23 protein-coding genes, 1 tRNA gene and 1 other RNA gene are annotated in these 23,790 nt (G+C 60.7%); 10 read left to right on the top strand and 15 right to left on the bottom strand.

The annotated features are described in order from the left end of the window. The first annotated feature begins 162 nt into the window (after positions 1–162). The 4 genes from D3260_RS10500 to D3260_RS10515 all read left to right on the top strand — a co-directional run bounded on the left by D3260_RS10500 (position 163) and on the right by D3260_RS10515 (position 4,466). Complete coding sequence (locus D3260_RS10500) at positions 163–1,722, top strand: cryptochrome/photolyase family protein (protein ID WP_120098559.1); 1,560 nt, start codon at positions 163–165, stop codon at positions 1,720–1,722. Further along, complete coding sequence (locus D3260_RS10505; RefSeq protein WP_120098560.1) at positions 1,719–3,167, top strand: deoxyribodipyrimidine photo-lyase; 1,449 nt, start codon at positions 1,719–1,721, stop codon at positions 3,165–3,167. Before D3260_RS10500 ends, D3260_RS10505 begins: the two co-directional genes overlap by 4 nt. A gap of 727 nt (positions 3,168–3,894) precedes the next feature. Next, on the top strand, positions 3,895–4,173 hold the full coding sequence (locus D3260_RS10510) for a type II toxin-antitoxin system RelE/ParE family toxin (RefSeq protein ID WP_120098561.1): 279 nt from the start codon (positions 3,895–3,897) through the stop codon (positions 4,171–4,173). Then, positions 4,173–4,466: a HigA family addiction module antitoxin gene (locus D3260_RS10515; RefSeq protein ID WP_120098562.1), complete on the top strand. Its 294-nt coding sequence runs from the start codon at positions 4,173–4,175 to the stop codon at positions 4,464–4,466. The genes D3260_RS10510 and D3260_RS10515 overlap by 1 nt, the downstream gene beginning before the upstream one ends. Positions 4,467–4,541: 75 nt before the next feature. Here the strand turns inward: D3260_RS10515 and D3260_RS17300 are convergent, their stop codons facing one another. The 4 genes from D3260_RS17300 to orn all read right to left on the bottom strand — a co-directional run bounded on the left by D3260_RS17300 (position 4,542) and on the right by orn (position 7,590). Next, complete coding sequence (locus D3260_RS17300; RefSeq protein ID WP_147418173.1) at positions 4,542–5,087, bottom strand: hypothetical protein; 546 nt, start codon at positions 5,085–5,087, stop codon at positions 4,542–4,544. 481 nt (positions 5,088–5,568) lie between these two features. After that, on the bottom strand, positions 5,569–6,033 hold the full coding sequence (locus D3260_RS10520) for a transposase (RefSeq protein ID WP_120098563.1): 465 nt from the start codon (positions 6,031–6,033) through the stop codon (positions 5,569–5,571). A 90-nt stretch (positions 6,034–6,123) separates the two neighbouring features. After that, a complete protein-coding gene (locus D3260_RS18115) occupies positions 6,124–6,495 on the bottom strand; it encodes a transposase (RefSeq protein WP_120098564.1) in 372 nt (123 codons plus the stop codon). A gap of 549 nt (positions 6,496–7,044) precedes the next feature. Then, a complete protein-coding gene (orn, locus tag D3260_RS10530) occupies positions 7,045–7,590 on the bottom strand; it encodes an oligoribonuclease (protein WP_120098565.1) in 546 nt (181 codons plus the stop codon). A 440-nt stretch (positions 7,591–8,030) separates the two neighbouring features. Here orn and D3260_RS10535 point away from each other — a divergent pair, with 440 nt between their 5' ends. Beyond that, positions 8,031–8,363, top strand: a complete 333-nt coding sequence (locus tag D3260_RS10535) for a 4a-hydroxytetrahydrobiopterin dehydratase (protein ID WP_120098566.1) — start codon at positions 8,031–8,033, stop codon at positions 8,361–8,363. Positions 8,364–8,389: 26 nt separating this feature from the next. On the opposite strand, the gene recR is transcribed toward D3260_RS10535, so the two are convergent. From recR to dapA, 11 genes are all read right to left on the bottom strand, one after another. Then, positions 8,390–8,986, bottom strand: coding sequence for a recombination mediator RecR (gene recR / locus D3260_RS10540; protein ID WP_120098662.1), 597 nt, complete (start codon positions 8,984–8,986; stop codon positions 8,390–8,392). Between the two features lie 63 nt (positions 8,987–9,049). Then, positions 9,050–9,373, bottom strand: coding sequence for a YbaB/EbfC family nucleoid-associated protein (locus D3260_RS10545; protein ID WP_120098567.1), 324 nt, complete (start codon positions 9,371–9,373; stop codon positions 9,050–9,052). Continuing rightward, on the bottom strand, positions 9,370–11,721 hold the full coding sequence (dnaX, locus tag D3260_RS10550; protein WP_120098568.1) for a DNA polymerase III subunit gamma/tau: 2,352 nt from the start codon (positions 11,719–11,721) through the stop codon (positions 9,370–9,372). The genes D3260_RS10545 and dnaX overlap by 4 nt, the downstream gene beginning before the upstream one ends. Positions 11,722–11,854: 133 nt before the next feature. After that, positions 11,855–11,951, bottom strand: an RNA gene (gene ffs / locus D3260_RS10555) — signal recognition particle sRNA small type. 52 nt (positions 11,952–12,003) lie between these two features. Next, positions 12,004–12,094 (bottom strand) — tRNA-Ser (locus tag D3260_RS10560). Between the two features lie 402 nt (positions 12,095–12,496). Next, positions 12,497–12,808, bottom strand: coding sequence for a hypothetical protein (locus D3260_RS10565; RefSeq protein WP_147418174.1), 312 nt, complete (start codon positions 12,806–12,808; stop codon positions 12,497–12,499). Positions 12,809–12,856: 48 nt separating this feature from the next. After that, positions 12,857–15,034, bottom strand: coding sequence for a YjbH domain-containing protein (locus tag D3260_RS10570; RefSeq protein ID WP_233544030.1), 2,178 nt, complete (start codon positions 15,032–15,034; stop codon positions 12,857–12,859). Then, positions 15,015–15,818, bottom strand: a complete 804-nt coding sequence (locus D3260_RS10575; protein ID WP_120098570.1) for a hypothetical protein — start codon at positions 15,816–15,818, stop codon at positions 15,015–15,017. The genes D3260_RS10570 and D3260_RS10575 overlap by 20 nt, the downstream gene beginning before the upstream one ends. Positions 15,819–15,866: 48 nt before the next feature. Further along, on the bottom strand, positions 15,867–16,583 hold the full coding sequence (locus D3260_RS10580) for a YjbF family lipoprotein (protein WP_120098571.1): 717 nt from the start codon (positions 16,581–16,583) through the stop codon (positions 15,867–15,869). Positions 16,584–16,602: 19 nt separating this feature from the next. Then, complete coding sequence (locus D3260_RS10585) at positions 16,603–16,893, bottom strand: hypothetical protein (protein WP_120098572.1); 291 nt, start codon at positions 16,891–16,893, stop codon at positions 16,603–16,605. Between the two features lie 122 nt (positions 16,894–17,015). Next, positions 17,016–17,924: a 4-hydroxy-tetrahydrodipicolinate synthase gene (gene dapA, locus D3260_RS10590; RefSeq protein WP_120098573.1), complete on the bottom strand. Its 909-nt coding sequence runs from the start codon at positions 17,922–17,924 to the stop codon at positions 17,016–17,018. 87 nt (positions 17,925–18,011) lie between these two features. On the opposite strand from dapA, the gene D3260_RS10595 reads away from it, so the two are divergent. The 5 genes from D3260_RS10595 to glcE all read left to right on the top strand — a co-directional run bounded on the left by D3260_RS10595 (position 18,012) and on the right by glcE (position 23,788). After that, a complete protein-coding gene (locus tag D3260_RS10595) occupies positions 18,012–18,551 on the top strand; it encodes a glycine cleavage system protein R (RefSeq protein ID WP_120098574.1) in 540 nt (179 codons plus the stop codon). An 86-nt stretch (positions 18,552–18,637) separates the two neighbouring features. Then, a complete protein-coding gene (locus D3260_RS10600; protein WP_120098575.1) occupies positions 18,638–19,105 on the top strand; it encodes a peroxiredoxin in 468 nt (155 codons plus the stop codon). A 32-nt stretch (positions 19,106–19,137) separates the two neighbouring features. After that, the gene (locus tag D3260_RS10605) at positions 19,138–20,550 is read left to right on the top strand and encodes a PhoH family protein (protein WP_199671462.1); all 1,413 of its coding nucleotides are present in this window, start codon (positions 19,138–19,140) and stop codon (positions 20,548–20,550) included. A gap of 653 nt (positions 20,551–21,203) precedes the next feature. Continuing rightward, the gene (locus D3260_RS10610) at positions 21,204–22,712 is read left to right on the top strand and encodes an FAD-linked oxidase C-terminal domain-containing protein (RefSeq protein ID WP_120098577.1); all 1,509 of its coding nucleotides are present in this window, start codon (positions 21,204–21,206) and stop codon (positions 22,710–22,712) included. Continuing rightward, complete coding sequence (gene glcE / locus D3260_RS10615; RefSeq protein ID WP_120098578.1) at positions 22,709–23,788, top strand: glycolate oxidase subunit GlcE; 1,080 nt, start codon at positions 22,709–22,711, stop codon at positions 23,786–23,788. The genes D3260_RS10610 and glcE overlap by 4 nt, the downstream gene beginning before the upstream one ends. Positions 23,789–23,790: the final 2 nt, after the last annotated feature.

Below are 23,790 nucleotides of genomic sequence, written 5' to 3' on the forward strand. Positions count from 1 at the left end.
ATGGCGCGTATTGTGTGTCCGACAAAGACGGTATATCAAGCAACATACGGCGCTCGTCTCTGCGCGGAGGTCATACGCCATTGTGTCGAGGTGTCGCATCCGCGTCTGCGGGTCGCAGCGTAGCCTCGGTAAAGTGTCCGCTCTATCTGTGGTGTAACAAAATTGCGCAATCTGGTTCTAATTCTCGGCGATCAACTCGACAAGCAGCTATCCGCGCTGGACGACTTCGATTCGTCAACAGACGCTGTCTGGATGGCAGAGAATGAAACCGAGGCCACGCATGTCTGGGCGCACAAGCAACGACTCGTATTGTTCTTCGCCGCCATGCGGCACTACCGGGACGGGCTGATCGATAGCGGCAAGACCGTTCACTACCACGCGCTCGAAGCCGATGCGCGCCGCGACAGCGGCAGGAATTTCGCGGATATTCTCACGGCAACCCTGAACGGATCACGACCAGAGCGTCTCGTGATGACGGAATGCGGGGATGACCGTGTGCAACGCATGATCCAGCAATGTGCCACCGATAACGCGGTGTCATTGCAGGTCCGGCCGGACCGCCATTTCTACTGCAGTCTGGAGGCGTTCGATACCTGGGCAGCTGGTCGCCAGTCCCTCGTGCTCGAGGATTTCTATCGGGAAATGCGCCGTGAGCACGACGTTCTCATGGATGGCAACCAACCCGCCGGCGAGGCCTGGAATTTCGATCAGGCCAACAGAGAGCACTTTGGCAAGGACGGCCCGGGCGAACTCCCGCACGTCCGACGCTTTCGGCCCGACGAGCTGACGCGTGAAGTCATTGGCATGGTAGAGGCGCGTTTTCCGGACCACCCCGGCCGCCTGGACTCATTCGACCTACCCGTCACACATGGCGAAGCGCAAACCGCCTTGCGTGATTTCATCGATAAACGACTGCCCGAATTCGGTCCTTACCAGGACGCGCTCTGGTCTGACCTGCGATTCGGCTATCACTCACGCCTGTCGGCGGCACTCAATCTCCATCTGCTCTCGCCAGCCAGCTGTGTCGCTGCGGCGGAAAAGGCATATCGTGAGGGGGCGGCCCCCATTAACAGTGTCGAGGGTTTCATACGCCAGATCCTGGGATGGCGCGAATTCGTACGCGGTGTTTACTGGCGCGAAATGCCGAGCTATATCGAACGTAACGCCCTCGGCGCGGATCTGCCGGTGCCCAAGGCATTCTGGAACGGCGATACGGATATGGCCTGTATTGCCGATGCCATGACCAACGTGATCGAGCATGGCTATGCCCATCACATCCAGCGTCTGATGGTGCTCGGGCTGTTTGCGCTTGTCGCCGGCGTCCATCCCCGACAGTTTCACGACTGGCACATGGCGATGTATCTCGATGCGATCGATTGGGTCAGCCTGCCGAACGCATTGGGCATGAGCCAATACGGAGACGGCGGCATCCTCGGGACGAAACCCTATTGCGCATCAGGCAATTACATAAACAAGATGAGCAATCACTGTAAGAATTGCGCCTTCGATTACAAACAAGCCTCCGGACAGAACGCCTGCCCGATCACAACCCTTTACTGGGACTTTCTCGACCGGAATCTGGATGTGTTCCGCGAAAACCGTCGCATGATCTTCCAGGTCAAGAATATCGAGAAGAAGCGTGACGATTCCGCGTTGATGCAGGCCATCCGCACGCAGGCAGCAAGATTGAAGACACGAATACGCCAACAGGAACGAATATGAAACAACGCGCACTCGTCTGGTTTCGGCGCGATTTGCGCCTAGCAGACAACCCTGCGCTGCGCGCGGCCGTGGACGGCGGTTATGACGGCATCGTGCCGGTATTCATCCACGCGCCGGATGAAGAAGGCGACTGGGCGCCGGGCAGTGCTCAGAACGTCTGGTTACATGAATCCCTCTCCGCGCTTTCAGCGGCGCTGGAAGCATTGGGCTCGCGCCTGATCATTCGGCAGGGGCCGACCGAAGACGCAATCGATGCACTTATAGAAGAATCCGGAGCCAGCGCGTTGTTCTGGAATCGGCTGTACGAACCGAAACTGCGCGAACGCGACGACCAGCTCGCATCACGTATCGCGACGGACCACCCGGATATCGGGCTCGAAAGCTTCCAGGCGCACTTGCTCAACGAGCCCTGGGACGTCGAAACCAGGCAGGGTAGCCCCTACAAGGTCTTCACGCCGTTCTGGAAGGCCATCAAGGATCGCGGCATTCGGCAACCGCTGCCGCGCCCTGCTGCCCTGCCCGATGTCTGGTCTCGCATCGGCTCGCTCGAACTCGACGCGCTACAGCTGCTGCCCGACATCAACTGGGATGAGGGCATACGCGAAAACTGGCAACCCGGCGAGGATGGTGCACACGACAGACTGGAAACATTTCTCGCGGACGCCGCTGAGCATTACGACAACGACCGCGATCACCCGGCTGTCGCCGGCACCTCCTATCTGTCGCCGTATCTGCACTGGGGGGAAATAAGCCCGTTTCAGGTCATGCATCGCACGGAAGAGTGGCTCGCCGAACAATCCGGCGGCGCCGTGCATGAGCACATGGCCAGTTTTCAGAGCGAAGTCGGCTGGCGCGAATTTTCGCACCATGTGCTCTATCACTTCCCGAAAACGCCCGATATGCCTCTGGATTCGCGTTTCGAGTCATTTCCCTGGCGGCATTCCGAGCAGGACTTCAAGGCCTGGACCGCCGGCCGGACCGGTATACCGATGGTTGACGCCGGCATGCGCGAACTGTGGTCGACCGGCTATATGCATAACCGGTTGCGGATGACCGTGGCCTCGTTTCTGACGAAGAATCTGCGCATCGCCTGGCAACACGGAGAGCGCTGGTTCTGGGATACGCTGGTCGATGCGGACCTTGCGAACAATACGCTCGGCTGGCAGTGGGCTGCCGGATGCGGCGCCGACGCGGCGCCTTTCTTCCGTATATTCAACCCGGCACGTCAGGGCGAGCGTTTCGATGCCAAGGGCGAATACGTTCGCCGCTGGGTCCCCGAACTGTCCGACTTGCCGAACAAGCATATACACAAGCCCTGGGATGCCCCGGATGACGTGCTCGAAAACGCCGGCGTGACCCTGGGCGATACCTACCCGAAGCCGATCGTCGACTTGAAAGTATCACGCAGGAATGCGCTTGAGGCGTTCGATCAGGTCAAGAATTGAGACGCGCCAAAACCGGACACGGAAAAGCGTAGAGCCGAACGACAGCTCGCGTAACACGGCATATAGATATCTGCTCGGCCTGCGGGCGCACACTGAGCCCGGTTCGGATTCAAATGACAGTGCGTGCACATCGGATCGACCCATTGTCGGCGATATACGGCCGCGCGGCAGACGCGGCCCGGGATGAAAACGCAGACCATGTGCCTGCGATGTCCCGCCCCAGGGGGCTTTGATATTTCGGGCGAGCCCTGCACCAGGCGCCCGAAAATGGACGATCGACGGCACGACAAGGTATCGCGAGCATCTCGCGCTCAGGCAACGTGAATACGCGATTGCCGCCGGGTCGCCCCTTCGTGTGTTGTCCGGCCGGCGGCGCCATGCGGCGTTGCCGAACTTGTGCGTGTCGTCACGAGATAGGCAGCCGCATTGCCTCTGCGGGGCGCTTCAAGCGAGACGCGGGCCGGCGCCACGGTCGAGACTGGCAACGCGGCCTGGCGCGCCCGGCGGGGCAACCCGAAAGGCCAGCGGCCAAGCGGTGATAATCCGGCGTTATCGCGCGCTCACGTGGCTAGGGCATGCCATGCTCACGATGCCTTGTCTTGCAAAAAATGAGCGCCGGCGCGGGGCACGCGGGAAGTGTTAACAGGCCCTGGCTGGTTGCGACCCGCCCTGGCGTAAACGCGAGTCATGTCTTGTTGCGTGATGCGCAACGCGGTATGTTTATGGCGTGATTAAGTCGTTTCGTCATAAAGCGCTCAAGAAGTACTTTGAATCGGGTTCAAAAGCGGGAATCCAGCCTGAGCACGCCAAGCGGCTACGAATGCAACTAGCTGCGTTGGATACAGCGATTGCTATCGAAGATATGGATATCCCTGGCTTTAAATTGCACTCGTTGAAGGGCTCGAACGAAGGCCGATGGTCTATCTGGGTTGATGGCAACTGGCGAGTCACGTTCGAATTTCAGGAAGGTAATGCCTTCGTTCTAGATTACGAGGATTATCACTAATGGCTATGCACAATCCCCCGCATCCTGGGGCGTTCATCCGAGAGGTTTATATGGAACCTTTCGATATTACGGGGCGTACGTTGGCCCAAAAGCTCGGTGTCTCGCCTTCGACTTTGAACCGTTTGCTTAAAGGTAGCAGCGGGGTCAGCTCCGAAATGGCTCTTCGTTTATCCAAGACCTTGGGCCGTTCTGCCGAAAGTTGGTTGGCGATGCAGGATAGCTATGCGTTATGGCACGCAAAGCGTACCGTCAATCTTGATGCCGTCGAAAAGATCGAGTTCGATGCTGCATGACAAGGCGCTGCAGTTGCCGCCCAAAGCACTACCGCGCTTTGGGCGGCAACTGAGCTTGGGCGATGTGTTTCCAAATCAGTCTTTCGGATCGTAACCGTAGATTCGCTTCGCCTCATCCGCCGAGATATCAAATTCTGTTATTTTTCTATTATATACACGACTGCTATTCACTCCGACAAAGCTTGTCGTCTGGACTACCCTGATCTGACCCCGGTCGTGCGAAAAAAAGGCATAATTGGTTTCAAGCCTGATCATCTCGGGATTCTCTTCACAACGCCCCGTACACTTCGACAGAGGGTGCGAGGAATCACCGTCGACAGCCGTGCCTTGATGCTGACCTTTCCTTGTGATGCTGCCCTTCACATTTTCGATTATCAAAGCCGGTTTTGAGCCATGGGGAATCGGCGCCTGGGCTACGCTCGTTATTTCACCGTTTGGCCCTAGATCGATTATTTTAAAATAATCATCGGTATAGAAATATCTTGCACAGCTTGCGACGCATGAGCTGTTTTGCGGCATTGCCTTACCAGCCATGTTCAAAGCACTGCCGCCAGACGCGCACCAGGCACTGACACTGATGAGCAATCCGGATAAAAACAGACCCGGCTTCAGTTTATTCATGATTCCCCGGTGGTGATGAACTCGGAACGATTTCGACCATTCTTGACGTGACAGAGAGAACGCCGCAACTCAACCCCTGATCAGGCCGGGAACTCAGTTGCGGCCCGCCATCAAAGCCCCTATTACTGCAAGCTGTGTTTCGGCACTGACCCGGCAAGTCCCGGGAGCCGGGTTGTCCGGAATCTTGCCTGTTTCTGAAACGGCCTCTTTCGAAAGACCGGGACTCTTATCATTTCACCGGCTCTTGAGCCACTTTCACACGTCCTACTGGAATATATGGAGCAAGTCAAGAACACGACTGTTATACCTTCAGCCAAAGAGCAGAGGCGTGCTTGAAAATCAAATTTCTAGCAGGGTTTCACGGTTATGGGAAAGTTCCGCGATAGAGTCGCGGGCATCGGTCATTGCGAGCCGACTGGATTGCCTGGAGAAGCCGGTGGCAATTTCGGGTCCTGCCGGTGCGCGAGTTCCTTGAGTGGGCTCACGTCGATATGCCTGTAATGAAAAAGACTTCGAGCTGCGGCATGTGAGGCGCCAGGAAGCGATAATCCTGGCAGAGGCTATTCCCGTACATCGGCGAGCGCCGCCGCGAAACGTACGGTGACAGGACATGAACGTACGCAGCCCTTGGCGGTGATGGCGCGGTTGGCCAGCACCGCCAAGCCTTTGGAAAAGGCCGTTCCGGCCATTCGGCAAACTTCGGCGCCTTGGTTTCGCAGGTTCTGATGAAGCGGTCGATCAGCTGTTTGTTTTCGGCTGCATCCGGCGCATCGAAGATTGCCCGAATATCGGCGGCTGCCAGTTCCCTGAGTGCTTTCGTGGGCGCGACATGGCCGGCATTCTGCTGCAGGTAAAACTGACAGCGTTGACAGAGGTCGCCAGAAACGGCTGCACGAGCGGCCTTGAGATCGGCATGGTCGTCCGAGACACACAAAAAGCGTGACACCGTGCAGCCCGCGAGCGGCCAGATCGCTCAGGGAGTCGCGCCAGTGTATCGCCGCCTCGATCGAACGGCGCTCCCGACACGCCCAGCAGCTCACGCTTGCCGGCGGTATCGACGCCCATGGCCAGCAAGCATGACACCCGCCAGGACGGTGCCGCCATGAGGCCTCTTTTCGTAGCAGGCACCCAGCGGAACGACAGGTCGTCGGCGCCGGGCTGCCGGCGCCTCATCCAACGCCGTCGCACAGTGTGAAACCTGATTCGACGAGACCTCGAGGCCGCACAGCTGTTCGGTCACACGGGCGACCCTGCGGGTGGATACGCCTGAAGCATACATCTCAGCCAGCGCCAGCCTGCGGGCGCGATCGGAGCCTGGCTCGGGTTCCATCGAAGCCGGATAGAACCCGCTTTCACGACCCCGGAGCCCCGCGAACTTGAGCACGTCAATCGCCCAGGTGATGCTCATCACGTTCGGGCCACCTCGCCTGGTTGATCAACATCGCACCCAGTCCTTGCAGTTCTCTTTCGTCATTCACGGCACATGAATGCCAACGAAAGCATGGCGGGTGACCTGTCGCCTTTCCAGCTCAAACCAATTGACAGAAGAAAGGATGCAGGCCGTCCGAGCCTTGCTTGCGCGAGCCCGTCGTACAGTCGGCGCCCTGTCAACGGGAAAAGACGGCATGGAATCAGGCGGGGCTGCCGGCATGGTGATCCCGGGAAACGATGGCGTGCCCCGGTGCAGAAAAAGAAAAGGCCCCGCGAACGAGGCCGTAGCTGATCTTCCCCTGTTTTTATTGTCCGCCATCAGGCGTTGTGCATCGACAATAAAGCGGCGGGCGCACATCGATTGAGATGTGCTTGTTTTTCTTGCGATCTCCTCCGAAAGACCGAAAGTCCATGCAGCATCGCGAGGCATTCGTGCTGCTGGTTACGGTTTTACTGGCCTCTTCGTGATCGGTCAACGAAAAACACCTCATACCTTCGGCTGACCTCCAGGACAAGGCGTTTCGGCTCAGACCTTTAGAAGCGTGTCACGGTAATAGGAGAGTTCAGCGATCGAATCGCGAACGTCATCCATCGCCAGGTGACTCGATTGTTTCGAGAAGCCGCTGGCGATTTCCGGCGCCCATCGCCTCGCAAGCTCCTTGAGCGTGCTGACATCGATATGCCGATAATGAAAGAAGGCTTCGAGCTTCGGCATGTAGCGCGCCAGAAAGCGTCGATCCTGGCAGATGCTGTTACCACACATCGGCGACTTGCCCGCCGGCACGTATTGCGCCAGGAAATCGATGGTATCGGCTTCTGCTCGCGCGTCGTCGTAATCCGAATCCTGCACCCGAGCGACCAGGCCCGAGCCATTGTGTTGCCGCGTGTTCCATTCATCCATGGCGTCGAGATGCCGTTGCGCCTGGTGTACGGCCAGAACGGGCCCTTCGGCCAGCACGCGAAGATTGGCGTCGGTCACGAGCGTCGCGATTTCGATTATGCGGTCGGCGTCGGGATCGAGACCGGTCATCTCCAGATCGATCCAGATCAGGTTGTCATCTGCGTAGCTCATGCGGGCCCTTTCTTGGCAGCCAAATCCCTATTGTGGCGTTGTGTCCGTGGACTTGCCAGCCGATCGGTCGTCGACTCGCGAACACTCAAGCGGCGATCGCCGAACCTTGCGGATGTCGCGATATGGGACAAGCCAGCGGAAAAGCGCTGCGGGATGTGGTCATCAGAGGATGGCGCTCGGCCGACACGAAACCCACGCGCTGAAAATAGCGAGTCGCGACCGTCGACCGACAGGCGTTTACACGCCGCTCCATTGATTCAATGCATGGGCGATCAGCGATCCACAGTCTCCGCGCATCAAGCTCTATTCAGGTCTTCGCGGCAGCGAATGCGTTGCCGGCATGCCCACGAGGCCATATGCCGCCGCCCCTGCATGTGGCCGTATGGCGTTGCCGAATTCGATGTTATCGTCGAGTGGTAACATCCAAGGATAGAATATCCATGAGCGATCTTGCACAGCAGCGCTGCACTCCCTGTGACGGCGAAACGACGCCGTTGAACAGCGCCGATATCGAAAAGCGCATGAAGCAGCTGTCCGACCATTGGTCCGTCGATGGCGAAACGCGGATTGTCGGGCAATTCAAGTTCGGCAACTACTACGAGACTCAGGCCTTCGTGAATGCGGTGGCCTATATCGCCCATCGTGAAGACCATCACCCGGATATAACTTTTGGCTACAACACATGTGATGTGGTCTACACCACACACGCGATCAACGGTCTATCGGACAATGATTTCATCAGTGCGGCGAAAATAGACGGGCTCGTCGACTGACAATCAGCCGGCCGCCAGGCGAGGCCTTACAGCGGTCGTCGGCCGGAAAACGCCTGGCTCAGAGTACCGGCATCCACGTATTCCAGTTCGCCGCCGACCGGTACGCCGTGTGCGATGCGCGTCACACCTGCACCGGCCTGGTGCGCGAGCTCGGCTACATATTGCGCCGTGGCCTCGCCTTCCACCGTCGCGCCTACGGCCAGGATCAGCTCTTCGACCGGGCCGGACACGAGACGATCTCTGAGGAGATCAAGCCCGAGTTCTTCCGGCCCGATACCGTCGATCGGCGATAGTCGCCCCATCAACACGAAATACTGACCACGGAAGTCGGTATTCTGCTCGACTGCCATCACATCGGCCGGGCTTTCGACAACGCAAACCCGTGTGGCGTCTCGCTGTGCATTCCTGCAGATATCGCAGCATTCCTGCTCGGTAAACATGCGGCACTGCCGGCAGTGGTGCACGCTCTCGATGGCCGCACCCAGCGCCGAGGCCAATCGCTTGCCGCCTTCGCGTTCGTCCTGGAGCACATGAAAAGCCATGCGCTGTGCGCTTTTGGCACCGACGCCCGGGAGAACGCGAAAGGCTTCGATCAATCGCGTCAATGCAGGAGAAAACGCCACATCAATCCCCGACGCCGGCACACCGTGGCATGGGCCCGGTGTGAATGGCCTCACCGATGTACATCAGAACGGGAACTTGAACCCTTCCGGCAGATCCATGCCGCCGGTCATATCCGACATCTTGTCCTTACTGGCGGTTTCGACGTGCTGGACCGCGTCGTTGATCGCGGCGGCGATGAGATCCTCGAGAAACTCTGCATCCTCTTCGAGCGCCGACGGGTCGATATGGACGTTGCGAACCTCGTGTTTCCCGGTCATGACCACCTTGACCATGCCGGCGCCGGCTTCCCCGGTGATCTCCATTTGCGCGAGCTCTTTCTGGGCTTCTTCCATCTTGCCCTGCATGGCTTGCGCCTGCTGCATCATCTTGCCGATAGAGCCTTTCATGGTTCGTCTCGCTGCTGGACCGTCGGTTGTCGACGATTGGGTTTGATCGTTTCGGTTCGGAGCTGCGCGCCCAGTTGGCTGCGCAATTCATGGATGATCGGGTCGTTCTCGATGGATGCAACCGCATCCTGCTGACGCTTTTCCGCGTCTGCCTCATGACGCTGCGCCGGGGTGTCGTCGAGCGCATCCACGAAGTGGACGGCCAAGCGTGGGGGATGTCCATCACGGCCGTAAGGCGCCAATGCACTGGCCAGCTGCGTCTTCGCGTCATCGGTGGCCAGGAACTGATGGGTCCGCGCGATTTCAAGTTCGACGACGGCGTCATCGAAATGCCGGCAGCGCCCGTTGTTCGCCAACTGTGCTGCAAAACCGTTGATATCCAGGGACTGCACAACGCTGTGCCAGTCTTCGGGATGATCTCGGCTCTTGGCCTGGGCCGGCGCCTCCCGGTCTTCATCGACATCCTTGTCTCGGGGCCGATCAGACATGGACGGTGTCTCACCGTTGTCCATGTCGCGGGGCGGCATGGCACCGGGGGACGCCTGGTGTGCGGTCTCGGCATCGCCGCTAGAAATCCGCGCGGATACGGATTCGGCGTCGTCATTGACCGGACGAATTTCCTCTCGCTCTGGCTCTCGCTCTGGCTCTCGCTCTGGCTCTGGCTCTCGCTCTGGCTCTGGCTCTGGCTCTGGCTCTGGCTCTGGCTCTGGCTCTGGCTCTGGCTCTGGCTCTGGCTCTGGCTCTGGCTCTGGCTCTGGCTCCGGCTCCGGCTCCGGCTCCGGCTCCGGCTCCGGCTCGACAGCAGCATGCGCCTGCACTTCTGTGGCCTGTCCAGTGTGTCCCGGCCAGGCATTCGAGGTTTCTGGCGCAGCTCCCGCGCCCGATTCGAGCTGTTCGGACGCGTCGACAGACACGGCCGGGGCGTCGTCACGCGCCGCCGATGCCCCCTGCTCTTCCGCGGGCGCATGGACGGCACGATCCGCGCTTTTCTGCTCGCTGGCTGCCGGCGTCTGGCCTGACGAGTTCTCTCTGTTCGAGCGCTGTGGTGCCGCGGTTTCAGACCTTGCAGACGACGATTGCCCCGCCAGCTGTGCGCGGGCCTGCGCCATGGCCTCGCGTGCGCTCAGGCGAGCCGAATCGCCGGACGGTGCATCACCGGCCGCGCTTTCGCTGCCGCCGATGGCCGCGCCGGTCGGCGTGGAGGCCGGCCTGCCATCGGCCGGACTCGTTGACGATGACGGCGCCGGCGACATACCGCCACGCGACGGCTGGAACGCCAACATTCGCAATACGCACATACGGACCGCCACCAGCGGATCGGGCGCGAACGCGTAATCCCGGGTTGCCGTGATCGTGATGTCGTAGAACAGCTGCGTCAGTTCTGGCGACAATCGGGATGCGCTGGTTTCCCAGCGCTCGCTCGCGTCGTCGATGGGCTCGCCAACGACCTGGATCGTTGCCATGTGCTGCCAGGCACTCGCCATGGCATCGAGCAGGTATTTCATGTCGAGGCCCTGTGCGTACAAGGCCTCGAGCGCTGCCAGCGCATCGGTCGCTCGTGTATCGATGACTGCGTCGACGAGTTCCGCGACACGTGCCTCACCGATGGTCCCGAGCATGTCGCGGACATTGTCGGCCTGAAGGCTGCCTCCGCCGAACGCCACCGCCTGGTCGAGTAGCGAGAGGCCGTCGCGCATGCTGCCGTCCGCGGCCCGCGCGAGCTCCACCAGGGCATCATCCTCGGCGTCCAGCGACTCCACGGAAGCGATATGCGCCAATCGTTCCGTAATAAGTGCCGCGGACAGCCGTTTGAGCGGAAACTGCAGACAGCGCGACAGAATAGTGACCGGTATCTTTTCCGGCTCGGTGGTGGCCAGCAGAAACTGTACGCGTGGCGGCGGTTCCTCGAGCGTCTTGAGCAACGCATTGAATGAATGCTTGGTCAGCATGTGCACCTCGTCGATGAGGTACACCTTGGTTCGTCCCCGCGTCGGCGCGTACTGGACGTTGTCCATGAGCTCGCGGGTGTCGTCGACACCGGTCCGGGATGCCGCGTCGACTTCGATCAGATCGACATAGCGGCCTTCATCGATTTCACGGCAGGTTGCGCACGCGTCATCGCCGCCCACGCAAGGACTGGCGCTGACGCCATGCTCGCAGTTCAGGCATTTGGCGATAATGCGCGCCAGGGTCGTCTTGCCGACGCCTCGTGTGCCCGAAAACAGCAGCGCGTGATGAAGCTTGTTGGTATCGAGCGCATGCGTGAGCGCCCGAACGACATGCTCCTGTCCGACCATCTGGTCGAATCGTCGAGGGCGCCATATGCGCGCCAGCGCCTGGAAACTCATGTCCGCGACATCTCCACACAGCGTGGGGACAGAGCTCGTGTCATGGGCGAGACCGGGCCGGAGAACAGGTCGGATGGCGTCATGCCCAGACTATCGCCCCGACGCGCCATCGATTCAAGTAAAGGGTGGCGGCCCACGCCAGCGACACCCCGGCGCCCGAATCCGCCGCTACCGCTGCTCCCTTCCGGGCCTGACGGGGTTAACGGCATATCGTCGCGGGGGCACCGACGTGGGCCACCATTGAAAATGACGTCACGACGCGTGCGCATCGAAACGTGTTGTTGGCGGAGAGGGAGGGATTCGAACCCTCGGTACGGGGTTACCGCACACACGCTTTCCAGGCGTGCTCCTTCGACCGCTCGGACACCTCTCCTTCTGAACGGGCGCGCATTGTAACTGAAAACGTCGCCCTGTGGGCGACCTGAGAGGGACGGATCGCGAAAATCGCTGATGGCGATTTCCGTCCTTCGGACTCACACGCATCGCGTGTTCGCGCCGGCAGCGAGGCTGCCGGTCGACCCTCGGTACGTGCCTCGTCTACGACTTGGCGCACACACGCTTTCCAGGCGCGTCCTGCTCCTTCGACCGCTCGGACACCTCTCTTTCGGCACGAACACGCATTGTACTGACACATGCGCCCTTCGGCAGCCCGCTCACAAGAAAAAACCGGAAAACCCTTTCCGTTCGGCTTCAAGCGCTTGATCTCGGCGATGCCACAACACCGCGCAAGCGCCGTTGACTCGGGCTGTGTTTCCAGCACATACCCGACGTTCGCTCAACTCGGGTTCGACAGTGGCGGCGGCGTCGAAAGACAGCGCGACTGCGGGTTGTCCTGCTCCGTGCCCTCCGGGGGCTGCGCGAATGCGGCCACGGGGCCGTTGCGTACATCGGGAACCTTCATTTCATCGTCCGATTCGGGCACATCGAGACCGGGCGGGGCCTTCAATGCCGGAAGACTCTTGGCCTCGGTGTAGCGCTGCGTTTTCAGACATCCCGGCGTGCCACTGCATGCGGACAGCAGCAGCAGCGTGCCCAGGGCACTCGCACAAGCCATTTTCTTCACGTATCGCTCCTGTCGATCAGTCATGCATATCCTTGTCAGCCAGCGTAACAACGCCGGCGCCGGTGGAGGCCGTTACCGGTCCTGCCCGGTGGCTTTCTCATAGCCGCGCCAGTACCCATCAAGACTGCGGTCGCTGGTCAGGCCGTAAAGGCTGTAACGGCGATTCAGGAACGCGCCGCCGTCACGCGTCAGCGGGCTCCAGCCGAATCCAAGCGTGTTCTGTGTCGATTTGGTGAACAACGTATCCAGCGGGATGCTGATATAGATCCCCTTGTCGAATCCGCCCTCGCCGAACTTGTCTTCGACACTGGCGCTTGTGTAGGTCGCATAGGCCCCGAGCCGGACGCCCGACTCGAAGCGGCGCGAAAGATCGAGCGTGGCGCCGTAATCCTTGGCCAGATAACGCCCGGCACTGACGCGGGCCAACACGCCCTGAATGCCGGTGTTGATATAAGCCGTTGCGTGCCCTTCGACCGTGTCGTAGTCGCGGAAGTCGAACTGTGTGTCGAAATCCCGCTGTCGAACGTAGTTCACATCGACCCCGAGCGCGACCGGACTATTGAAGGGCCGATAGAGCACTTCGCCGCCGGCCCCGCCGTACATCTGCTCGAGAAGCCCGGCGTAACCCATGGCAAACCAGTTTTCGCCGAGACGCGCGGTCCGGGTGTACTGGAGGTTGTAGATCCCGAGATCCGTCTGATCCGTGTACTCGTTGACGAAGGTCCGTACGCGCGGCAGGTCCGAGTCCGCGATGTAATTGAACTTATCGAAATTGTCGATCAGCGAGTAACCGATCGTGCCGGAGATCCAGCCGTGATCATCGGTACGAAATTCGGCGCTGGCCTCGGCCCGAATCTGGTAAAGATAGCCATCAGGACCGCCGTAGTTCTGATTCAGCGTCGGACGTATGTTCCAGGTGAAGCGACTCGGCGCGTTGTCGTAGAGTGTTTTTTCCGAGTCTGATGCATCAGCGACTTCATTCTGGGAAACCCCGTATATCTTGACGCCGCGTCGATAGTCGTCGTGCGCGAAAATACTGGTGGGTTGCGTGATGAAAGGCTCTCTCTCGGGCAGTGGCGCACGCGGCAGATCGTCCTGTCGCAGGTAGAAACCGCGGCTTGTGTAACGGTACTGGAACGAGCTGATATCCGATGACGACACATTGTTCAGGATTCGATTCGCACGCAACTCGCCCTGCGCATACTGTCGATATCGGTTCTGCGCCCCCTCCACAATGAGCCTATCGCCGCTCTGCTTGATCTTGCGCACCCGGATACCGGCGTTGCTGGCAAGCGCGCGCGAGACCGCCGCCCAGTCGCGATCGGCTTCATCGCTCGGACTGCGATCAATTGGCACCGGTGCCGGATCGGACTTCGGCTGCGACAAATGCGCCAGGCCAAGATTGAGGGTGGCACCGAACATCGCCGTATTGCCCCGCTCGAAAGCGCCGGAGAGTGTCAGATTATCGTTGACCCGCAGGCGCGCACCGACGTTGACGGGCAAATCTTGGTCGATATTGAGTCCCCGCGGCTCGTCGCTATAGTCATTACCTTCGTATTCGAGCTGCAGAGTCAGTGGCTCGAAAGGCGTATGATATTGGATCCCGCCGAAGAAAGCGGCTTGCCCGGTAAACAAACTCTTCAGGTTAAAATCACCGGTATCACCACCTCCTACCCGATCATCGAATCGGCCACCAAAGACACCCAATGGATTGTCAATATCTCCGCGGTGTCCCAGATACCCCCAAGCCAAGCCGAAACTGAAATCGAAATCGTAAAACCGCTTGTTCGCAACGAGAAATTCACTACTAAAAAGGCCCGTACCGCCAAAGTCACGGAACCCTAGCGCAATTTGTGGCCGATAGGTGCGTTCCTCGAGGAGCCTCAACTTCAGATCAACGCCTTTATCCAGATAATCTCGATCAGGCGTGTCGGCGTTGAATTGACGACCAGCAATGCTTGTGTATCGGAACCCACCCTGAAGCCATGAAAACGGCTGAAAACTGAAAGCGTAGTTGCTGTATGGGTCGATGTTCGAATAAGTGAAAGAAAACTCACCAACGGGCGCCATGCGCGCTGTCGGCGTTTCCATCAGACCGGTCCCGCCGTAGTTGGCCTGAAAGGGACGCTGGTCGCCGGTGTAATCCTTGGCAGGCGCGGGTAGCGAAACCGGCATGACGACCACCACAACCGCTACCACATGCGACCACTTCGGCCGCGCGCGACGCGCTTTAGGTGTCGTTATCGTCACTATCGGTCTCCCCTGCAATTTTGGTCTGTCGGCAATTGACGCCGGACGGCGTATGCGCGAGAAAGTCTGCCATGCGATCGCGAATCCAACCGAACGCCTCGCCCTTTAGCGGCAGGCTCGCGACGATCTGGCTACCCGGCTCGACGGGGCCATCGGCATAATTCCATGCCTCAACGCCGTAATGATCGATATGGCCATATGGATCGACGACCGCGACCATCGGCTTGCTCCCATCGCGAAGGGCTGGAACGCGCTTCTCGATGTCTGAAAGCCGTAGACCCGAACGCCACTGGATGGACTCGAATCCGTCGGCCGACCAGACACCGACATCGGACGGCACTTCGCAGGCCCCGACTGCTGCAATGTTAGCTATCGGCGGCTGGCGATCGGGATGGGCCAGAAGATACGCAGGCGACCAATGGCCAGGGACACGAAACGTCTTGAATGTCTTGATCTTTTCGCGCCACGTGTCGATCGTTTCGGCAAGCCGAGCATAACCGTAATCCTTGAGCCGCCACTCAAGGCGGCCGAATTCGTCCAGCAGATCTTGTCGGCCGGCGTTCTCGCCGGCCTCGGACTGTCTCGCCGTAATGAAGGCATAGGGCCAGTCGATCGAGACGGCGTCCGGAAACGAAAGCCAAGCCTGGACGAGATTCGCCGGCTGCTGAAGCTCCGCGCCGGCGTTGTCCGGGGGCGCCGCTACCACAGCCGTCGGCACGCTACCCCCCAGCAATATACCGAGCATGAGCAGACGCACGCCGCGGCCTGTTCCGATCGTCGTCATATCAATTGCATCCCGAGCCGAAAACACGCCTGCGTGTTCGAGAATCGCTCACCACCAAGGCCTTGCGACCTCCCATGTCATGTCGAAGCCCCCAGGCCAGAGTTGCGTCCTGCCCTTCCAGATCCGGTTATCCTTCGGATCGATCCAGTACGTCGACTTCGTCGTCCCCCCACCTTGCCAGCGCAGTTTTTCGTGACAGGCTCGAAGCGGTAGCGTCGCGAGCGGCAGCGCTACTTTCGTGGTCTCGGCGTCGCAGCGCATCACGGCATCCGCTGTCCGCGTTATCGTTCGATTGTCGTCATTCGATGTCCACTGGCGGGTCACCTGGTAGTGGCGCGGCCTGGACAGCGCGCCAACGAACGGGGTCGCCGAGGACGGCGACGGTGACAAGCCATCGAAGCGTGTCATTTGTAGATTGTGCCCGAGGCCCGCCGTGGCGCTCGGATAACCACGCGTAAGAACGACGGTTTCCGACTGGCTGGACTGCCAGTACGTCACGCCCGGCTGCTGCTCTGAAAGCACCAGCAGACCGCCCCGACCATCGAGCGAAAGCTTGATCGTGGCGTATTTGAGCGTCTCGGCCTGTTGTGAGACATCACGCCCCGTACTGGGAATGAATGCCCCCAGTGTCGATAACAATGGGTGATCATTGGCATCAAAGCGAGCGCAGCCGCTCAATGCGTTTGCCACACAAAAAACGGCCGCGCAAAGAAAAGCCGCCTTGCGGCGGCTTCTCTTCTCGCGAGCAAATCGCGATCGGGTCATGAGACCTCTGAAGCAGCTATCAGTTAGTGCCGGTCGTGCCGGTGGTACCCGTGCCGCCGCCTAGATCGACGTTCTTGTCGTCGCTGCCACTGTCGGCCACGGCAAACGCAGCGCCGATAGCGGCTGCGGCACCGACGCCAGCCAGAGCGGTGTAACCGATGACCTTGGTCGAGTCAGCGCCTGCGGCACCACCCGAAGCCGGGTAAGTCGCGGCATCACCCTGTGCACTGCTGTCCGTGGACTGTGCAAACGAGGCGGCCGGAGCAAGCGCGAAAAGCGAAACTGCTACTGCGGTAAGCGTTTTTTTCATAAGTTGCCTCCCATGGGGCTTAGTGTGTCGACGCACTAAACGTCAAATTACACAATGGCCGGAGAAAATACAAGTAGCGACACGCACCTTCTTTCGACTCTGCAATGCCGCGCAAGGATGCGTCATCGAGCGTCGTTGTCGAACAGCCCACACCCCTGCAGGGCCTCTCGGACGTGCGAATGAAAATGATCCGCCAGCGGCGTCAGCGGCAGCCGGATCCCGGGCTCGATCCAGCCCATTTCCTGAAGCGCCCATTTGACCGGAATCGGATTAGCCTCCAGAAACAGCGCCGAGTGCAGACCGTGCATCTCGGCATCCAGGCGTTCGGCGGTTTCGCGTTCGCCCCGAACCGCGGCGTCGCACATACGGCTCATCAGATTCGGCACCACGTTGGCAACGACCGAGATATTGCCCTTGCCGCCGACCAGCATCGATTCCATCGCGGTGCCATCGTCGCCCGAATAGATATCCATGCCATCACCGACATGCTCGATCAGATCGTGGATCCGTTCGATCGAGCCCTTGGCTTCCTTGAGTGCCACGATATTGTCGATCTCGGCCAGTCGCGCGACGGTCTCGGGCAGCATGTCGACGCCCGTACGGCTCGGCACGTTGTAGAGGATCTGTGGAATATCCACGGCCATGGCAATGGCGTGAAAGTGCCGATAGAGCCCTTCCTGACTCGGCTTGTTGTAGTAGGGACAGACAAGCAACGATGCATCGGCACCGACTCGCTGGGCGTGCCGCGTCAGACGAATCGCTTCGTCGGTCGCATTGCCACCGGTTCCGGCAATCACCGGCACACGCCTGTCCACGATCTCGACGGTACGCTCGATGACTTCGTCGTGTTCGCGAAAACCGAGCGTGGCCGACTCGCCCGTTGTCCCGACGGCCACGATGCCGTGCGTGCCTTGCTCCACGTGCCAGTTCACCAGCCGCTCGAGCGACTGCCAATCCACACTCCCGTCGGCGTGCATCGGTGTGACAAGCGCCACCATGCTCCCGCCGAGCTGTTCTCTTGATACCGTCATGACGTCTCCGGGCCGGTTGAACGGGCCGGATTGTACCGAGCTTGTTGGTGCTAACATAGCCGGCTTTTCAGCCCGTGCAGGCAGGCCATGCCCGAAATCAAGAAATACCTGTCGATCGTCGTGCTCGGCGAAAGCCGGGATCGACTCGCACATGATCTGGTCAGCGCGATCGCACGTCGCGGTTGCGAGATTGAAGAGTGTCGTATCACGCCGCTCGGCGATCGCTTTTCGGCGGTCATGATGCTCGCCGGGAACTGGAGCGCGATGGGCAAGATGGAAAGCGCGTTGCCCGGCCTGGCCGAGCATCTCGGACTCGCCATCCAGTTCGAGCATACGCACCACGCCGAGCCGGCGCCGGATTTCCGTCCGTATGCGGCGGAGATCGTCGCGCCGCAGCATCCGCGCCTGCTGGGCGAGCTGATGTCTTTCTTTTCCGAGCAGGACGTGCGCGTCCACGAAGCCAGCGTGCAAGCCTACGATTCGGGCATGACAGGGGCGGCGATGTGTACGATGCACATGTCGTTGCAGGTACCCCTCAATCAGCATCCCCAGACCCTGCGCGATGCGTTCATGGATATCTGCGACGACCTCAACGCCGACGGCCTGCTGGATCCGATCAAGACCTGAGCGCTGCCCGGCCAACGCAGGCCTCGCCCACGCAGACCGTACCGACCTTCCCCGGCCAGCCCGTGCTTGTATAGGATGATGCGAAGATGACTGCCGAGATCAACGAACACGCGCCCGAATTCCGTGCCCCGGCCACCGGCGACAAGACGCTGCAACTGTCGGATTTCGCCGGCCGCATACTCGTCCTCTATTTCTACCCGCGCGACAACACCCCGGGGTGCACGCAGGAAGGCGAAGCATTCCGCGATCTATATCCGGCGTTTCAGCGCGCCGGCGCCGACATCGTCGGCGTCTCGAGAGACTCCCTGCGCAAGCATGACAACTTCCGCAGCAAGCACGCCTTTCCGTTCGATCTGATCAGCGACGCGGACGAACGCCTTTGCAAGGCCTATGGCGTGCTCAAGGAAAAGAACATGTACGGGCGAACACACATCGGCATCGAACGCAGCACGTTCGTCATCGATGGCGACGGCGTGATTCGCGGCGTATGGCGCGGCGTGAAAGTCGCCGAGCACGCAGACGAGGTGCTGGCGACCGTCACCGCGCTGGCATGAACCCATCCATCGAAGCCGAGCCGAGCCGATCAATGAGCCAGCGGGTATTCGTTCTCGATACTAATGTTCTGATGCATGATCCGACGTCGGTGTTCCGTTTCGCCGAACACGACGTGTTTCTACCGATGGTGGTGCTGGAAGAGCTCGACGGCGGCAAGAAAGGCCTGTCCGAAGTCGCCCGGAACGTTCGCCAGGTCAGCCGCTTTCTCGACGAGATCATGGCCGGCCACAGCCATGAAGACATCGAAGCCGGCATTCCACTCGAACAGCGGGCCGATATCGGTGCCCGCAACAACGGCCGCAACGCGCCGCACCCGGTCGGCCGGCTGTTCTTCGAAACCCGGCCGCCGGAAGGCGAGCTGCCCATGATGCTGCCGGGCAGCAAGGCCGACAACTCGATCCTCTTGAGCGCTCTGGCTCTGCGCAACGTGTTCTCGCAATCCGAGGTCGTGCTTGTATCCAAGGACATCAATCTGCGGATCAAGGCCTCGGTGATCGGCATCGAGGCACAGGATTATTTCAACGACAAGGTCGTCGAGGACCTCGATCTGCTCTACACCGGGCATGCCACATTGCCCGAGGATTTCTGGAGCGCGCATGCCGACGACATGCAGTCCTGGCAGGAGGGCGGCGAGACCTATTACCAGGTACGCGGCCCGGACGTCGCCGACTGGCACGTCAACGAACTGCTGCATTTCGATCGCGAGAACGAGGTCGAACTGGTCACGCGCGATATCGAGAACGATGACGCGCTGCTCGAGCTGGCCGAGGATTATCGCGACGGCAAACGCAATGTCTGGGGTGTCCATGCCCGCAATCGCGAGCAGAACTTCGCGCTCAATCTACTCATGGACCCGGAAATCGATATCGTCACGCTGCTTGGCGCGGCCGGCACCGGGAAAACGCTGCTGACACTGGCGGCGGCGCTGGCGCAAACCCTGGATGAATCGCGTTATCGAGAAATCATCATGACGCGGGTGACCGTACCGGTCGGCGACGACATCGGCTTTCTGCCGGGAACCGAGGAAGAGAAGATGACGCCCTGGATGGGCGCACTGATGGATAACCTGGAAGTCCTCACCGGGAGCTCTGGCGCTTCGGACTGGGAAAAGGCAGCCACCAACGAGCTGCTGGCCAACCGCATCAAGATCCGCTCGGTGAATTTCATGCGCGGCCGGACGTTTCTGGAGCGCTTTGTGATTCTGGACGAGGCCCAGAACCTGACGCCGAAACAGATGAAGACTCTGATCACCCGAGCCGGCCCCGGCACCAAGATCGTCTGCCTCGGCAATCTCGCACAGATCGATACGCCCTATCTGACGGAAAACAGTTCCGGGCTGACACGTGTCGTGGACAGCTTCCGGAACTGGCGACACGCCGGCCACGTCACGCTGGCACAGGGTGAACGTTCGCGTCTGGCCCACTATGCATCGGAACATCTGTGAGCTAGGGTCTGCTATCAACCCGGCATAGAAACAGATGATTCTTCGAGTTGATAACGCGCGTGTGCGAAAGCACGCGCGCCACGGCCGACGGCCGTGACGCCATTGAAAATAAAGGAACCTCTGATCTATTCATCCACGGTCGCGCCGGTGTCTTTTGCGCGCGTCTGACAAGACGCCGCGAGCGCCGTTTGCTGAATGCAAATGAGCGAGCGGCAACGCCGCTCAGGCGCGCGCAAAAGCCCGGCCGCGAAGCGGTTTGGCCCAAAAGGCCGCGCTACGGTGTTGCATGGCTGGATCATAGAGTGGCTATGACGCGGCGCCATGCGCCTTGTATCGTGGCCTTTTGGGACTCAAACGCGACCGTGGATGAATAGATCAGAGGTTCCTAAAAAGACGGACAAGGGCCGGCGTTTCTTTCGATGGCGTTGAAAACAGCTGACGTCGTCAGCTGTTTTGGTGCCGGATCAATAATACTTCGTACGTCGCTGCGTTGCCGCCCAAAAACCGGCCAGGCAAGGTGCATGGCGCCGCACGCGGGAAGCGTTAACTAGCGTAAGATCAAAACCTGGCGCATCGGACCGGCCCGGCAGCTTCCCGAAAGCTGACCGATAACAAAGCCATGGGTCCGGCCGATGCCGTTCGGAGGAGAACACATGTCCGATGTGATATCGGGCGAGCGCGCCGCGGCACTGGATGCCGACGGTGCCGCGAGCAAGGCCACGCTCGTCGCGGCCCTGACCGCCGCCCTGCCCCACGACATCGTCCTGACCGACGAGGAGAGTCTGCGGCCGTTCGAGTGCGACGGTCTATCGGCCTATCGCGCCCTGCCCATGATTGCCGTGCTGCCGGCGACGGTCGCTCAGGTGCAGACGGTGATGCGCATCTGTCACGCACACGACACACCGGTCGTGGCACGCGGCGCCGGGACAGGCTTGTCCGGCGGCGCGCTGCCGCTCGAAAAAGGGGTCCTGCTGTCGCTGGCGAAGTTCAACCGGATCGTCGATATCGACACCGACAATCTCCGGGCCACCGTGCAACCGGGGGTACGCAACCTCGCAATCTCCGAAGCGGTGGATCATCTCGGGCTCTATTACGCGCCCGATCCCTCGTCCCAGATCGCCTGCTCGATCGGTGGCAACGTCGCCGAGAACTCGGGCGGTGTCCATTGCCTGAAATACGGCCTCACCACACACAATATCGTCCGGCTGGAAATCGTGACCGTCGAGGGCGAGCGCCTGACGATCGGCAGTGACGCACTGGATACGCCCGGCTACGATCTTCTGGCATTGATGACCGGATCCGAAGGTCTGCTTGGCGTAATCGTCGAGATCGTCGTCAAGTTGCTGCCGAAACCGGAGCTGGCCCGGGTGGCGCTGATCGCTTTCGATGACCTGCGCGCGGCCGGCAACGCCGTGGCCGACATCATCAAGGCCGGCATCATCCCGGCCGGTCTCGAAATGCTCGACTCGCCCGCCATCGTGGCCACCGAGGCCTTCGTGCATGCCGGCTATCCAACCGATGCAACGGCGATTCTGCTCTGCGAGGTGGATGGAACGACGGCCGAGGTCGACGAAGACATGGCGCGTGTCCAGGCCGTGGCCGAGGCCAGTGGCGCGACCGAAATCCGTGTCTCGCGCGACGATGCCGAACGCGCGCTCTTCTGGGCGGGCCGCAAGGCGGCCTTCCCGGCCATGGGACGTATCTCGCCGGATTATTACTGCATGGACGGCACGATCCCACGAGCCGCGCTGTCCGATGTCCTGATCGGTATCGCAGAGCTGTCAGAGCATTACGGGCAACGCGTGGCCAATGTCTTCCACGCCGGAGACGGCAATCTGCATCCGCTGATCCTCTACGATGCGAACCAGCCGGGCGAGCTCGAGCGCACGGAGGCCTTCGGTGGCGCGATATGCGAGCTCTGCCTCAAGCACGGGGGCACCATCACCGGCGAACATGGCGTCGGGGTCGAGAAGATCGATCAGATGTGCGTGCAGTTCCCGACGGCCGAGTTACAGCAGTTCCACGCCGTGAAAGCCGCGTTCGACGAGAAGACACTGCTCAACCCCGGCAAGGCCGTCCCCACGCTGCATCGCTGTGCCGAGTTCGGCGCCATGCACGTTCACAACGGCGCCCTGCCGTTTCCCGAGCTGGAAAGACTATGAGCACGACGCGCCAGCCGAGCGAAGACCGAACCGAGGCCATCGCTGCCCAGGTCGAAGACGCCTATCAGCGGGCTGCGCCGCTACGCATCGTCGCGGGTCAGAGCAAGTCTTTTCTCGGCGAACCCGTGGCCGAGGCGGCAACCGAGACGCTGGCCGTACACGCTCACAGCGGTGTTGTCTCGTACGACCCGGGCGAACTCATCATCACCGCCCGGGCGGGCACGCCGCTACGCGATATCGAGGCCGTTCTCGCCGAAAACCATCAGCGTCTGGCATTCGAGCCGCCCCATTACGGGCCGACGGCCACACTCGGCGGCACGATCGCGACCGGGGTCTCCGGCCCGGCACGTCCTTACGCCGGCGCGGCACGGGATTTCGTACTGGGCTGTCGCATCGTCAACGGCCGCGGGCAGGTTCTGCGTTTCGGCGGCGAAGTCATGAAAAATGTTGCCGGCTACGATCTGTCGCGCTTGATGGCCGGTGCCCATGGCACGCTCGGGGTACTGCTGGAGATCAGTCTGAAAGTGCTGCCGAGTCCACGTGCACAGCTCACGCAGGTCTTCGAACATGAGGCGCCGGAAGCACTCGCTGCCTTTTCGGCCTGGGCGGCCCGACCCTGGCCCATCAGCGGCGCCTACTGGGAGGCCGGGCGCACGCATCTTCGTCTATCGGGCGCCCAGGCGTCGGTGGATGCCGCACGAGATGCGCTGGGCGGCGAGCCCCTGGACGAAGATCAATCGTTCTGGTCCGGGCTGCGCGAGCACGAACGGGATTTTTTCAAGCGAGGGGACATGCCGCTGTGGCGTATCTCATGTGCGCCGGCGAGCCCGATGGCAAAGCTGTCCGGAACCTGGTCGCTGGACTGGGGCGGCGCCCAACGCTGGCTTGTTTCCGATGCGCCCGCCGAGACGGTACGCGAGGCCGCGGCGACCCACGGCGGCCATGCCACGCTCTATCGCGGTCACGACAAACCTCGTCAGCATCCGTTGTCGGCGGCACACGTGGCCGTGCATCGACGGCTCAAGGCCGCGATGGACCCTGCCGGCATTCTGAATCCCGGCCGTATCGGAGTCTGAAT

Source organism: Salinisphaera sp. Q1T1-3, from assembly GCF_003602005.1.
Lineage (GTDB): Bacteria > Pseudomonadota > Gammaproteobacteria > Nevskiales > Salinisphaeraceae > Salinisphaera.